At 60.1% G+C, this 14159-nt stretch carries 12 protein-coding genes and 2 pseudogenes; 13 read left to right on the top strand and 1 reads right to left on the bottom strand.

Annotated features, from left to right (window positions below):
• The first annotated feature begins 4 nt into the window (after positions 1 to 4).
• Complete coding sequence (locus tag HMPREF1487_RS23000) at positions 5 to 748, top strand: SDR family oxidoreductase (protein ID WP_010799168.1); 744 nt, start codon at positions 5 to 7, stop codon at positions 746 to 748.
• Positions 749 to 815: 67 nt separating this feature from the next.
• A pseudogene (locus HMPREF1487_RS28105) lies at positions 816 to 1055 on the top strand (LysR family transcriptional regulator); the annotation flags it as partial.
• Between the two features lie 36 nt (positions 1056 to 1091).
• Here the strand turns inward: HMPREF1487_RS28105 and HMPREF1487_RS22995 are convergent.
• Positions 1092 to 1379 (bottom strand): annotated as a pseudogene (locus HMPREF1487_RS22995) (IS21 family transposase); the annotation flags it as partial.
• Positions 1380 to 1439: 60 nt separating this feature from the next.
• Here HMPREF1487_RS22995 and HMPREF1487_RS22990 point away from each other — a divergent pair.
• The 11 genes from HMPREF1487_RS22990 to HMPREF1487_RS22940 all read left to right on the top strand — a co-directional run bounded on the left by HMPREF1487_RS22990 (position 1440) and on the right by HMPREF1487_RS22940 (position 14148).
• Positions 1440 to 1634, top strand: coding sequence for a hypothetical protein (locus tag HMPREF1487_RS22990; RefSeq protein ID WP_010799166.1), 195 nt, complete (start codon positions 1440 to 1442; stop codon positions 1632 to 1634).
• A gap of 486 nt (positions 1635 to 2120) precedes the next feature.
• Positions 2121 to 2366: a hypothetical protein gene (locus HMPREF1487_RS22985; RefSeq protein WP_010799165.1), complete on the top strand. Its 246-nt coding sequence runs from the start codon at positions 2121 to 2123 to the stop codon at positions 2364 to 2366.
• 68 nt (positions 2367 to 2434) lie between these two features.
• Positions 2435 to 2776 carry an EAL domain-containing protein gene (locus HMPREF1487_RS22980; protein ID WP_256205769.1) on the top strand — a complete coding sequence of 114 codons (342 nt, stop codon included), beginning with the start codon at positions 2435 to 2437 and terminating at the stop codon, positions 2774 to 2776.
• A gap of 134 nt (positions 2777 to 2910) precedes the next feature.
• Positions 2911 to 5907, top strand: coding sequence for a xanthine dehydrogenase family protein molybdopterin-binding subunit (locus HMPREF1487_RS22975; RefSeq protein ID WP_010799163.1), 2997 nt, complete (start codon positions 2911 to 2913; stop codon positions 5905 to 5907).
• A complete protein-coding gene (locus HMPREF1487_RS22970; protein WP_010799162.1) occupies positions 5904 to 6710 on the top strand; it encodes an FAD binding domain-containing protein in 807 nt (268 codons plus the stop codon). The genes HMPREF1487_RS22975 and HMPREF1487_RS22970 overlap by 4 nt, the downstream gene beginning before the upstream one ends.
• Positions 6711 to 6712: 2 nt before the next feature.
• Positions 6713 to 7213 carry a (2Fe-2S)-binding protein gene (locus HMPREF1487_RS22965; protein WP_008060977.1) on the top strand — a complete coding sequence of 167 codons (501 nt, stop codon included), beginning with the start codon at positions 6713 to 6715 and terminating at the stop codon, positions 7211 to 7213.
• A gap of 5 nt (positions 7214 to 7218) precedes the next feature.
• Entirely contained in the window at positions 7219 to 8757 is a 1539-nt protein-coding gene (locus tag HMPREF1487_RS22960) for an AMP-binding protein (RefSeq protein WP_010799161.1), read from the top strand.
• Positions 8758 to 8776: 19 nt separating this feature from the next.
• Complete coding sequence (locus HMPREF1487_RS22955) at positions 8777 to 9580, top strand: enoyl-CoA hydratase/isomerase family protein (protein WP_010799160.1); 804 nt, start codon at positions 8777 to 8779, stop codon at positions 9578 to 9580.
• A 195-nt stretch (positions 9581 to 9775) separates the two neighbouring features.
• Complete coding sequence (locus tag HMPREF1487_RS22950) at positions 9776 to 11194, top strand: sodium:solute symporter family protein (RefSeq protein WP_010799159.1); 1419 nt, start codon at positions 9776 to 9778, stop codon at positions 11192 to 11194.
• A 75-nt stretch (positions 11195 to 11269) separates the two neighbouring features.
• Complete coding sequence (locus HMPREF1487_RS22945) at positions 11270 to 12703, top strand: UbiD family decarboxylase (protein ID WP_010799158.1); 1434 nt, start codon at positions 11270 to 11272, stop codon at positions 12701 to 12703.
• Positions 12704 to 12780: 77 nt separating this feature from the next.
• The gene (locus HMPREF1487_RS22940) at positions 12781 to 14148 is read left to right on the top strand and encodes an MFS transporter (protein WP_010799157.1); all 1368 of its coding nucleotides are present in this window, start codon (positions 12781 to 12783) and stop codon (positions 14146 to 14148) included.
• The last annotated feature ends 11 nt before the right edge of the window (positions 14149 to 14159 follow it).

The raw sequence follows: 14159 nt of genomic DNA, 5'->3' as shown, positions 1-14159 counted from the left end.
GAACATGAGTAAAAATATCCAGGGTAAAGTGGTCGTCATCACCGGTGCGAGTAGCGGTCTGGGCGAAGCAACGGCGCGTCATTTGGCTGCGCTCGGCGCCCATGTGGTACTTGGCGCCCGTCGCCAGGATCGTCTGGATGCAATTGTCCGGGAGATCGTCGTAGCAGGCGGCAAGGCGATTGCCCATCCGATCGATGTCACACGCAAAGAGGACTTGTCTGCGCTGGTCGTCAAGGCTGTCGAGGCATTCGGTCGCATCGATGTGATGATCAACAATGCAGGGCTGATGGCGATCTCACCGATTTCGCAGCTGCGCGTCGAAGAGTGGGATCGCATGATCGACATCAACATCAAGGGCGTGTTGTATGGCATCGCGGCCGCGTTGCCGCTTTTCGAACAACAGGCCAGCGGTCACTTCATCAACATCTCGTCGGTTGCCGGCATCAAGGTATTCAGCCCCGGTGGCTCGGTGTACAGCGGCACCAAGTTCGCGGTGCGCGCCATTTCCGATGGCCTGCGTCATGAAGTCGGCGGGAATATTCGCACTACGACCATCGAACCGGGCGCGGTGGATTCCGAGCTCAAGTTCGGCAGCGGGCACCAGCCGAGCGCCGAGGTCGTTGGCGAGTTTTACAAGATGGCCATCCCGGCTGATTCGGTTGCACGGGCCATCGCATACGCGATCGAGCAACCTGCCGATGTCGACATCAACGAAATCGTTCTGCGTCCCACTGCGCAAGACTTCTGATAGGTACCCTTTGCCGTTTGCGCCCTTGCACAAAGGCACGGGCGTGAGCGACTAAGCTTTAGCGCTATTGAAATACTTCAAATGTCTAGCCTGGAGCCAAACTCACACGCAAGCCAACCGATTCGGTGATATCAGCGCGTTTGTCTTTGCTGTGAAGGCGGGAAGCTTTATCGCTGAGGCGACTGCACTGGGCCTGACCCGTTCGGCGGTGGGTAAAAGCGTTGTTTGCCTATAAGACCGGATGGGCGCACGATTGCTCAATCGCACGACGCGCAAACTGAGCCTGACGGACGAGGGGCAGATAGCCTGCGCTTGAAAGGCAAAATGAACTTAAAGTGCCAGTAAGCTGCGTAAACGGCGCGCCATTGCGCAGTGCTCCGGGTTTGCGTTCGAGGAGCGGGATGTAATGCTGTCAGTCATAACTGACCTGGTCTCGATCAAAGTGGCGCTCGTGGCTGGCAGTCATCGTGTCATCGGCGATGACAACCACCCGCGTGGGATACAGACGAATGCTGATCCACTGGCCGACCCGCTCACACGGCACCGAGTAGCGATTTCGCGCCACGCTGATCAGGCAGGTGCTGGAGACCCGCACAGTGCGTTCGACATAGCCATCAAATTCGGTCCGCATCCATTTCGACCCGCTCCAGCGGCACGAAAACATTAACCCGGCGAACCGAGGACATAAAAAATGGCGGTGTTAATTTTTGACAGTTCGGAAAATTCAATAGTCGAAGCCCGTGTTCTGGTCGAGGCGCTGAATGAATGGTTGGCGGAACAGCAGCCCAGTTGCCCGCTAAAGTCCGCCCATGCGCAACTTTGCTATCGGCCCGATGGCACGCTGGATTCTGTATTGACCGTACTAATAGACGTGGCGGTGGACTAATGACAGCCCGGATTGGAGCGGCGCTTCGTGCTGATATGCACTTGACCGTAGAACTCCCGCCGTGACGCGAATTTCGAGTCAGTCATCAAGGTGTTGTGCTGGAAAATTTACTAAATCTAGCGGAGTTTTGCTGTTGATCACCTCGTAGATCAGATCTCTGTAACCTCGTGGCATTATCCAATTGGCTAGCTGCCCTGCAATATTCGCCAGCGATCCTGCGCGCATATGTCCCGCACTCGCCATTCGACCTCATACAGGCCGCCGATCGTTTGCAGCCGAAGTTCGCAGGGTCATCAGCGGTGAAGTCCGGGTAAACCTGCTGGTCTCAGCTGGTAGCTCTCGACCATAAGCAAACGCTCAAGAAGTTAACAGCACAAGATTCGTATTGCGTAGGCTTACGTACGTTTGGACACGTCAATAGGTGCCATATTGAAAACAGGAACCACTGCCCGAGAATCGGGCAATACCTATAGCGGAAATGCCCAAATGAAATTCAACGAAGATTTTCGTTTCAATGCGCACAAACGTTTGCTCGACCTCGACGCGACTACAAATCACCTCATGATGTTGGTAGTCGCCGATGAGTTGTCAGGCTTCCGGTGGGATGAAGCAGTATCTTGTCAAAAACTCGCCAGTGAGGCGTGGACGGTTCTTCTTGCCGAAGTCCAAACTGATCCAATGCCCGCACTTGATGGAAGGCCGCCAGGCGAATCACTATCGATTACTGATTGATAGCTTGGGCTTCGATCATGCAACTCGATATTTTTCAGAATGCCCCACCTGAATGGCATTTGACCTGAGTGATTCCGCCTACTCAAGCAATGACGGGATTTGAGAGCCTCAAGCGTTTACCCATCGACAAGATCAAGATCGACCGCTCGTTCATCCGGGAAATCGCCACCGACCCTCACGATGCAGCGATCACCGAAGGCATTATTTCCATGGCCCATCACCTGCGCCTGACGGTGGCCGTCGAAGGCGTGGAAACGACATCTCAGATGGAATTTCTGAAGGGCAGTCGCTGCGATGTTTTTCAGGGGTATTATTTTGCCAAACCGATGCCCTATGCAGAAATCGAGGCTTTTCCGGAGCCATCCCGCGTCCCATCCCTGACCGGCAACTCTGTCGGGCCCCAGACCTGAAAATCAGACGCTAAGGCAAATTTTCAGACCCCAGCGCAGAACTCCCTTTCTCCAGGCAAGGCGCTCCCTGCGCCTTTCTCACACACTCGGCTCTAACGCTATCGCGCTGCATAACAACAAGAGCCGCGAAAAAAATGACTAGTTTCCAACCTGCTACCGAAAGCCAGACCGGCCACATCGGTGCCCGTCAGACCCGTATCGAGGACGCCGCATTGTTGCGCGGCCTTGGCTGCTATGCCGATGACGCTGCGATCCCTCCTGGAACGCTACACGCGGCGATCATCCGATCACCCCACGCTCATGCCCGGATAACGTCGGTGGATTTTTCCGCAGCGTTGCTGATGAAAGGCGTGCACGGCGTGCTGGTCGGCGAAGACGTCAAACGCTGGGCGCTGCCGTTTCCGGTGGGTGTGCGTCAGCCGATGGAGCACTGGTGCGTTGCCGTCGACAAGGTGCGTTACGTCGGAGAGCCGGTGGCCGTGGTGATCGCTGAGAGTCGCTATCTGGCCGAAGACGCCATCGAAGGTGTGCGCGTTGAATACGAGCCGCTGCCCCCGATCATCGATCCTGAACTGGCCACTGCCGACCAGGCGCCGATCCTGCACGAAGCAGTCGGTAGCAACGTGGTCAACGAACGGCACTTTCGTTATGGCGAACCGGAGCAGGCGTTCGAGCAGGCGCCGCACAAGGTCTCGCTCAAAGTGAAGTTTCCGCGCAGTTCCTGCACACCCATCGAATGCTATGTGGTGCTGGCTCAGTACGAGCGCGCCACTGGCATTTATGACGTGCTGGCAAATTTCCAGGGCCCCTATGCGTTACACACGGTCATGGCCCGGGCACTGAATGTGCCCGGCAACCGCTTGCGTTTGCGCACACCGAAAGATTCCGGTGGCAGCTTTGGCATCAAGCAAGGTGTGTTCCCTTACGTGGTGATGATGGGCCTAGCGTCACGCAAGGTCGGGGCACCGGTGAAGTGGGTCGAGGACCGCCTGGAACATCTTCAGGGGGCTTCTTCGGCGACCAATCGGGTGACCGAAATTGAAGCGGCGGTAGAAGCCGATGGCCGAATCACCGCTTTGCGTTATGACCAGATCGAAGATTGTGGCGCCTACCTGAGAGCGCCGGAGCCGGCGACGTTCTACCGCATGCACGGCAACCTAACGGGCGCCTACGCGATCCGCAATGTACAAGTGCGCAACCGGGTGGTGCTGACCAACAAGACCCCTTCCGGCCTGAACCGTGGTTTCGGTGGCCCGCAGGTGTATTTTGCCCTGGAGCGGTTGCTGCAACATATCGCCGTGCAGTTGAAGCTCGATCCGTTGGACGTGATCCGCCGCAACCTAGTGCCGACCGATGCCTTTCCTTATCAAGCGGCCGCCGGTGCGTTGCTCGATTCCGGCAATTACCAGGCGGGCATTGCCTTGGCGGCGGCTGATGGCGGTCTCGACGATTTGCTCAGACGCCGTAATCAGGCGCGTGCCGAAGGCCGAATCTATGGCATCGGTTATGCCGCAGTCATCGAGCCATCGATTTCCAACATGGGCTACATCACCACCGCGATGACACCCGAAGAACGGCGCAAGGCCGGTCCGAAAAACGGCGCTGTCGCCACCGCTACCATCAACGTCGGCCCGTTGGGTGACGTCAGCGTGCACGTGTCCTCGACACCGCAAGGGCAAGGCCATCAAACCACCGTGGCGCAGGTCGTCGCCGAAGTGCTGGGGGTTGCGCTGGAATCCATCGTGGTCAACGTCGAACTGGACACTCAGAAAGACGCCTGGTCGATTGCCTCGGGCAACTATTCCAGCCGCTTCGCCGGCGCTGTGGCCGGTGCCGTCTACAAGGCCGCGCTGAAGATCCGCGATCGCCTCGCCGCAATTGCCGCCGAGCAGTTGCAGGCCAGTCCCGAAGATATTCGTTTCGCCGGCGGCAAGATTTTTGTGGTCAATGGCGGGGCGGTGGCGCCATTCCATCGGATTGCCGGTGCGACCCACTGGTCGCCGGGCCTGCTGCCGGGAGGTGAAAGCGGCGGCCTGCGCGAAACCGCCTTCTGGAGTCCGCCGCAACTGGTGGCGCCGGACGACCAGGATCAGGTCAATAGCTCACTGTGCTACGGCTTTATCTTCGACATCTGTGGTCTGGAAATCGACCGCATGACCGGCGAGATCCACATCGATCGCTACGTCACCTGCCATGACGCCGGCCGCCTGCTCAACCCGGCACTGGTCGATGGACAGATTCGTGGTGGCTTCACCCAGGGCCTCGGCGCGGCGCTGATGGAAGAGTTCGCCTATGGCGAGGACGGCAGCTTCCTCTCCGGGACCTTCGCCGATTATCTGGTGCCGACCGCACCGGAAGTGATCGAACCGGTGATCCTGCACATGGACACGCCATCGCCATTTACCCCATTGGGCGCCAAGGGGGTGGGCGAGGGCAACAATATGAGCACGCCGGTGTGCATCGCCAACGCGGTGGCCGACGCTCTCGGTCGCTCGGACATCCGTCTGCCACTGACGCCATCGAAAGTACGCACGCTCATTGGCATCGACGAACCGCCACGGCCCGCCGGTATGGAAGCCGATGACAACCTCGACGCAGCCGCCGGTGGACCGGCACTGCGGGCCAACGACTCGGTGGTGATTCCTGCCTCGCCGCAACAGGTGTTCGATACCTTGCTTGACCCGCAGACGCTGGCGGCGATCATTCCCGGTTGCCACGACCTCGTGCTCGACGGCGAAAACCGTTACCGCGCAGACGTCACCGTTGGCGTCGGCATGATCCGCGCGCGCTTCGAGGCCAAGGTTGCCCTGAGTGATCTGGACCCGCCGCATTCGTTGCGTCTGTCGGGATCCGGCAGCAGCTCCATGGGATCGGCCCAAGGCCAGGCCCAGGTGCGTTTCGTTGAACTGGAAAATGGCCACACACGTCTGGAGTACCAATACCAGGTGGCGGTCAGCGGCAAAGTCGCCGCAGTCGGCGGCCGAATGTTGCAAGGGGCCTCGAAAGTGATCATCGGACAAATATTTACTCGCCTTTCGCAACGGGTCAGCGGCCAAGCCATCTCCACCGGCTGGTGGGCGCGACTGCGGGCCTCTCTTGGCGCGTTGTTTGGCAAGGGAGGTGCGCAATGAAACCGGCTGCTTTCGATTACGTTCGGGCTGACACCCGGCGTCAGGTGGTTGAGCTGCTCGCCGAGTACGGCCAGGAAGCTCGCATCATCGCCGGTGGCCAATCGCTGATGGCGGTGCTGAACATGCGCCTGGCTCAACCCAAGTTGCTGATCGATATCAATCATGTGGCCGAGCTGGCCTATATCGAGCTGCGCAAGGATTGCCTGGCGGTAGGTGCCGGGGTGCGACAGGCGCAGTTGCTGGCGCGTTCGACCCTGATGGACGAGGTGCCTTTATTGGCACTGGCGATGCCCTGGATCGGCCACTTCCAGACGCGTAATCGCGGTACGGTCTGCGGTTCGGTGGCTCACGCCGACCCGAGCGCCGAGTTGCCGCTGTGCCTGGTGACACTGGGCGGCGAGATCGTTCTCGAGTCCAAAAAAGGCAAGCGCATCGTCAAGGCCGCCGACTTCTTCCAAGGCATTCTCACCACCGACAAGCGTGCGGATGAACTCGTCGTCGAGGTGCGTTTTCCGCTCAAGCGCGAAGGCATCACCTATCGCTTCCGTGAAATCGCCATGCGCCACGGCGACTTTGCAATTGTCTCCCTGGCCGCGGCCATCGGCACGGACCAGGTCGAACTCGGCATCGGCGGGGTCGCCGACCGTCCGCAACGTCGCAGCCTGCCACGGGGTGCGGCGCTGCCTGACGCGCTCAATCAAACCGCCTGGTCGCTCGATGCACAAGACGACGTGCACGCCAGCGCCGCCTATCGCCGCCAACTGGTTCGCGAGCTGGGTCATCAGCTGATCGAAGGAGTCTGAACATGCGTGTAACTGCCGACCAAACCTTTCCGATTCGCCTGGAACTCAATGGCCGCTCCCGCGAAGCGCTGGCCGAACCGCGGACCCAACTCTGCGACTTCCTGCGCCACGACCTCGGAGCCACCGGTGTCCATGTCGGTTGCGAACACGGCGTCTGCGGCGCCTGCACGGTGCTGGTGGACGGGGTCGCCATGCGTTCCTGCCTGATGCTCGCGGTACAGGGGCACGAGCGGCGTATCGAGACCGTCGAGTCCCTGGCCGACGACGACACACTGAGCGACCTGCAACAAGCCTTTCGCCGTCATCACGCCTTGCAGTGCGGCTTTTGCACTGCGGGCATTCTCATGTCCTGCGTGGATTTCCTCGAACGGGTACCCAACCCGGACGAGACCCAGGTACGCGACATGCTTTCGGGGCATCTATGTCGCTGCACGGGCTACACCGGCATCGTCCAGGCCGTGCTCGAAGTCGCTGCCCAGCGCCAAACGAACAAAGGGGTATAACAATAATGTTCGATCTCGGACGCAGTTTTCTCGCTGCCGTTGAACGCCGACCGCACGCCGTGGCGGTCAGTGACGGTGCGTTGAAGAAAACCTATGAAGACTGGTTCGTCGATATCCAGAGCGCAGCGCGGGGCTTGCAACGCCTCGGACTGCAACGCGGTGACCGACTGCTGGTAGCGATGCAGAACCGCTGGCAGATGGCGACCCTGCATTGGGCCTGTCAGTTTGCGGGCGTCGTCATGACTCCGTTGAACTGGCGTTCGACTGCCGATGAACTGGGCTACTGCATCGAAGATGCGCAAATCCGCGCACTGGCTTACGACGATGCGACCGTGGCCGCGGTGGCCGGTTGCAGCGCCGCCACCAGGCTGCCACGGATCGCCGCCGGTATCCGTGCCGCCGACACCGACCTGAGTTTCGAGGAGCTGTGTTCGCAGATCCCCTCCGACATCATTTTGCAGGCCGATGCCGAAGACTTTTCACTGCTGCTGTACACCTCCGGGACCACCAGCAAGCCCAAGGGCGTGCCCCGTCGGCACCGTAGTGAACGCGCCGCGGCGGTGGCCCACGTCGCGCAAAACCTCTACCGCCAGAGCGAGTGCACGCTGGGTGTCATGCCGCTTTACCACACCATGGGCGTGCGTTCGTTGTTGTCGATGGCGCTGATCGACGGGCATTTCGTCTGTGTGCCGAAGTTCGATGTGGAGGCCACGCTGCAGGCCATCGAGCGGGAAAAGGTCAGCAACCTGTACCTGGTGCCGACGCTCTACCACATGCTCATCGAACACCCGGCCTTTGCCCGCGAGCGAGTCGCCAGTGTCGAGAAAATCGGCTTTGCCGGCGCGCCGATGAGCGACGGCTTGATGCGTCGCGTCGAGCAGGCGTTCCAGCCGCAATTGTTCGTCAACCATTACGGCAGCTCGGAAATCTACACCTTCACCATCGACCAGCAGGCCAGTCGCAAACCCGGCTCCTCAGGGCGCAGTGCAATGAACCAGCGAGTACGCGTGGTGCCGATCGATGCTGAAACGGCGGACGTGCAGGTCAACCCGTTGGAGGAGGGCCAGATCATCGCCGACCTGGCGAGCGACGAGGCGTTCGAAGGCTACCTGAATCGCCCCGAAGCGAACGCCAAGGCGTTGCGTGACGGATGGTATTTCACCGGTGACATCGGCTACTTCGATCTGGAAGGCGATCTGTTCGTCACGGGGCGCGTCGATGACTTGATCATCACCGGCGGCGAAAACGTCAGCCCGGCGGAAATCGAAAACATGCTGTCGCTGCACCCGGCGGTGGAAGAAGTGGTGGTGGTCGGTCTGCCGGACGAGCAGTGGGGCAAGATCATTGCTGCGTTTATCAAGCCGCGCGCCGAGGTGTCGGAATGCGACCTCGATGCCCATTGCATCGCTTCGGGCCTGGCCAAATTCAAGCGGCCACGGCGTTACCAGTTCATCGATCAGATTCCCAAATCTCCAGTTGGCAAGGTGCTGCGGCGCGTGCTGCTGGCCCAATTCCAGGAACAGGTCTTGAAGGCCATCAGCTAATCATCCAGAGGACATTCCCATGCAACAACAAGCGATCCAGCAATTTCTCGACACTCGGTTCGATGGCTTCCAGGTTGAAGTCGACGTGTCCCGCGAGCGCGCCGACATCATCCTCGACCGGGCGCCGTTGAACGTCATTTCCATGGGCCAGCGCGATCAACTGCGCCTGGTCTTCGAAGCCCTCGATGCACACAAGGGTGTGCGCGTCATCGTGCTGCGCTCGGTGGGTGAACACTTCTCCAGCGGCGGCGACATCAAGGGCTTCCTCGAAGCGTCGCCGGAGCACGTTTCGAAGCTGGCCTGGAACGTCGAGGCACCGGCACGTTGCGAAAAACCGGTGATCGTTGCCAACCGCGGCTACACCTTCGGCGTCGGTTTCGAACTGTCCCTGGCCTGCGATTTCCGCATTGCTTCGCAAACCACCCGCTACGCCTTGCCTGAGCAGAACCTGGGCCAGATTCCGGGCTCGGGTGGCTCTGCACGCCTGCAGAAAATCATTGGTATCACCCGCACCAAGCACATGGTGATGCGCGCCAAACGCATCACGGGCGACCAGGCCTATGCCTGGGGTATCGCGACCGAGGTCGTGCCGGATGCCGAACTGGAAAGCACCGTCGATGCGCTGGTCGATGAACTGCGGCGCTTCTCGCCGCTGGCTCAGCGCACGGCGAAAAAACTGATCAATGACAACGAAGACGCGCCGCTGACCGTCGCGATCGAAATGGAAGGTCACTGCTACAGCCGTCTGCGCAGTTCCAAGGACTTCAAGGAAGGCGTCGAAGCGTTTCACAGCAAGCGTGTGGCCGTGTTCACCGGCGAGTAAATGCGTACCGGCGAGCAGGCCCGGGAGCATGTCGGCAACGGCGTGCGCCCTTACGGAGCAGGGCCTGCCGCCCCTTCACTGAGACTGATAGGACGCATCAATATTCGTTAATGGAAAACCTGTTGCGGGGCTCTTAGGGTGAGATCGGCTGCACCGAAATCCGTCCAATAAATATAAAAATCGGAGTTCCTCTTAGTGGCTTCTAGCTGGCTGGTACTAACCATCGTGGCCGCCTACATGGTGGTCTTGGCGTTGATCAGTTTCTGGGTTCGACGCTCTACACAAAGCGCGAAAAACTTCACAACAGGAGGCAAGGACTTTCCGGCGATGCTGATCGGTTTTCTGATGATGTCCGAGTTCATCGGCACTACCGCGAGCATTGGTACGGCCCAGGCGGGTTACACCTATGGCATTTCCGCTGCCTGGAACATCGCCGCCCTGGGCGTCGGGTTCGTGATCTTCTCCATGCTGTTGGCGAAGAAGTACAAGGACCTCGGCGAGAACACCATTTCCGGGGCGCTGGCCCGCACTTACGGCGAGCCGGTACGCTTCGCCACGTCAGTGATCATGATCTGCGCGCTGTCGATCGTTGCGGTCTCGATCTATGCCAGCGGCGGGGCCGTGCTCGCGACCTTGCTGGGCATCGAGCGGACTTCGGCGATCATCATCGTCGGTATTGTTTCGGTGCTGTACGTCGGCATCGGCGGCATGCGTTCGGTGATCTATACCAACGTCTTGCACGCGATAATGATGTACGCCGGGATTATCCTCGCCCTGGGTTTTGCCTTGAGCAAGATTGGCGGCATGGGCGAGTTGGTGGCGCGACTGCCAGCGCCGATGTTCGAAGTCGACAACGTCGGTTGGCCGAAGATTTTCGCCTGGCTGGTGGCCGGTATCGGCGCGACGTTCGCCACCCAGTACGTAGTGCAGGCAGTGAATACCGTCAGTGACGGGCGCAAGGCCCAACATGCGAGTTTCTACTGTGCATTGATGTTGATTCCCTACGGCCTGATCGCTGCGATGGTGGGGATGTGCAGCGCAGTGTTGTTTCCGCAGATTCCCTCGTTGCAGGCCTTTCCGCAAATCCTCGGGCACATGCACGAATGGATGGCCGGGATCGTCGTCGCAGGACTGGCCGGGGCGCTGTTCGGCACCATGGCCGCGCTCACCATGGGCATCGCCACATTGTTGCTCAAGGACTTCTATCAGCCGTTCTTCAACCCCCGAGGGGATGATCGCAAGAATCTCAACTTTGCCCGGACCGCAACCATCGTCGCCGGCCTGCTGCCCATCACACTGGCGCTGTACGCCTCCGACGTTCTGGTGGTGACCTTCCTCGCCAAGGCCTTGCGCGCTTCACTCGCGGTGCTGGTGCTGATGGTGTTTTACGCGCCGACATTCGGCACGCGGCAGGGTGCGCTCAACAGCATCATCGCGTCACTGATCATCACCATCGGCTGGTTCCTGATGGGCAATCCCTATGGCATCGACAACGCCTACATCGCACTGGCCACGCCGCTCGTGATCATGACCCTGAGCCATTTTCTGCGCGGTGGCAAACCCGAACAGGCCGACAGCACCAGGCCCGTCAGTGCGAGCACTACCGGAAACTGAATCCCGACGATTCAAACGGGCATGCCATCGGGGTGACCGGGCATGCCACCAAAACAATAATGACGAGGTAAGGCCATGCAGCCTGTGACTCTTTCCACCCCCGAAGCCGACAGGGCCGGGGACCTGCCAGCAGGCGCCAGCCTGCGTGGCTGGCTCGACCATTTGCAGCGCCGGCAGCGTTTGACAATGATACGTCCCGGCGTGGACCTGCGTTTCGGCGTTGCAGCGATTGCCAATCGTCTGGACGGCAAGAGCGCTTCACTGTTCCCCCAGCCGGGCGGCCATTCGATCGCGGTGGTGTCCGGTCTGTTGTCCGACCGGCAGTGGATGGCCGAGGCCATGGGCGTGGAGTCCGCTGAAGTGTTGGCGCGTTTCGAGGCGGCCAGCCTCAATCCGTTGCCGTGGCGCGAAGTCAGCGATGCAGTTTGTCAGCAAGTGGAGCATCGCGAGATCGACCTGAATCGACTGCTGCCAATTCCCACCCACAACGAGCACGACAGCGGCCCTTACATCACTGCCGGCCTGTTGATTACCCGCAACCCGCGCACCGGGGTGCAGAACGTTTCGATTCACCGCTTGCAGGTGAGCAGCCCAAATCGCCTGGGCGCACTGCTGCTGCCACGCCATGCGCTGGCCTTCTTTCAGGAAGTCGAGGCGCTGGGAGAGGATCTGGACGTGGCGGTGGTCATTGGCGCTGATCCGCTGACCTTGCTGGCGTCCCAGGCCATCGTGCCGATCGATCACGACGAACTGGAAATTGCCGGTGCGCTGCATGGCCGGCCGCTGGCGGTGACGCGCTGTGTCACCAACCAGATTCGCGTGCCTGCCGATGCCGAGATCGTCATCGAAGGCCGGTTGCTGGCCAAGGCGCGGGAAATGGAAGGGCCGTTTGGCGAGTTTCCGCAGTACTACGGCGAGCGCGCCGAGCGCCATGTGATCGAAGTCGACGCCGTGACCCATCGTCACAATCCGATTTTTCACACCATCGTCGGCGGCGGCCTGGAGCACTTGCTGCTCGGTGGTATCCCGCGCGAAGCGACCATGCTCGCGTACTTGCGCCGCAGCTTTCCGTGCGTGCGTGACGTGCACCTGAGCAAGGGCGGGGTGTGTCGTTATCACCTTTATGTGCAGATCGACAAACGCACCGAGGGTGAGGGCAAGAACGTCATCCTCGGCGCGCTGGGCGGTCACTACGACATCAAGCACGTCACCGTGGTGGATCTGGATGTGGACATTCATGACCCCACCGAAGTCGAGTGGGCGATTGCCACCCGTTTCCAGGCCGACCGCGACCTGGTGCTGATCCACGAGTCCCAAGGCTCGAAACTCGACCCCTCCACCCGTGACGGTGTCGGCTCGAAGATGGGCTATGACGCCACGGTGCCGCTGTCGGCACCGACCATGCGCTTCAAACGAATCCAGGTGCCTGGACAACAGGAAGTCGAACTCGACAAGTGGGCGCACGCGGCCCCGCAGGACTGGCAACGCGTGCTCCAGATGCACGATTGAACCGGTGGCTGCTGCTGTCCAGCGGCCTGTTCCCGATAGTTCCAACCAGCTCAAGACACATCTTGTGTGAGGCAACCATGACCACGACAACAACAACAACAACAACAACAACAACTGCACCGCCAACCAACGCCGCTACCGATACACCGCAAATTCCACCGGGCAAGGCTTTGCTCGCGGCATTTGCCTCGACATTCGGCTGGGCGCTGGATTTGTTTGACCTGTTCATTCTGCTCTACGTGACGCCGATCATCGGCCGCATGTTTTTCCCCTCCGACACCCCGACACTGTCGCTGGCCGCGGTATACGCGTCATTCGCCGTGGCCCTACTGGTGCGTCCGCTGGGTTCGGCGATCTTTGGCGCGTATGCCGACAAACACGGCCGCAAGCGTGCGTTGATGGTGTCGATGGTCGGCGTCGGTATTTCCACGGCACTATTTGGCGCCTTGCCGACCATTCACCAGATCGGGGTGTTGGCCCCGATACTGTTTTTGATCTTGCGGATCATTCAGGGCGTTTTCGTTGGCGGCATCGTGGCCTCCACTCACACCATCGGCACCGAATCCATCTCGCCGCGCTATCGCGGCCTGATGTCCGGATTGATCGGTGGTGCCGGTGCCGGCATGGGCGCGCTGTTGGCGTCGTTCACTTACCTGGTGTTGTCGGAAATTTTCCCCGGGGATGAATTTGACGTCTGGGGCTGGCGCTTCATGTTCTTCTGCGGGCTGCTCAGCACGTTTTTCGGGCTGGTGATGTTCCGCTATCTGGAAGAAACCCCGGTCTGGCAGCAACTGCAACAAGCGCGCAAGACCAAGGGGCCGGCGGTAGTGGTCGTGTCGCCGCTCAAGCGTCTGTTTGGTCGCGAGTACCGCGGCGTGATGCTGGTCAATCTGCTGATTACGTTCGGCGGCGGAGCAACGTATTACCTGGCCTGCGGTTATCTGCCGACCTTGCTCAACGTGGTCGCCAAAGTTCCCCATACGCAAACTTCGCAGCTGCTCATGTACGGGTCGGTGGCAACCATTGTCGGAGCACTGGCCTTCGGTTACCTGAGTGACCTGATCGGTCGCAAGAAGACCTTCATGCTACTGGGTGTGATTAACCTGGTGAGCTTGCCGATGATGTTCCTCGGTGTCGCCGAGCCGGGTTCGCTGACCCGCACTGCGCTGTATTGCGTGGGCATCGCCTTCATGGGCGGGGCGATCATCGCGCCGATCCTGATCTTCCTCAACGAACGCTTCAGCACCGAGCTGCGTGCCAGCGGCACCGGGTTGTCCTGGAACATCGGTTTCGCCCTCGGTGGAACCATGCCGACCTTTGTGTCCCTGTTCAGCAGCAGTCCCGCGCAGATCCCGATGGTGCTGGCGATTTTCGCCGCCGGCCTGTCGGTGATCTACCTGATCGGCAGCGTGGTGATTCCGGAAACCCAAGGCAACCTCAAGTAAAGGAAAACGCA

It is taken from the genome of Pseudomonas sp. HPB0071 (assembly GCF_000478505.2).
Classification (GTDB): Bacteria; Pseudomonadota; Gammaproteobacteria; order Pseudomonadales; family Pseudomonadaceae; genus Chryseomonas; species Chryseomonas luteola.
Note: the sequence above shows the minus strand (reverse complement) of the source record. Positions and strands in the feature narration are given on the sequence as shown.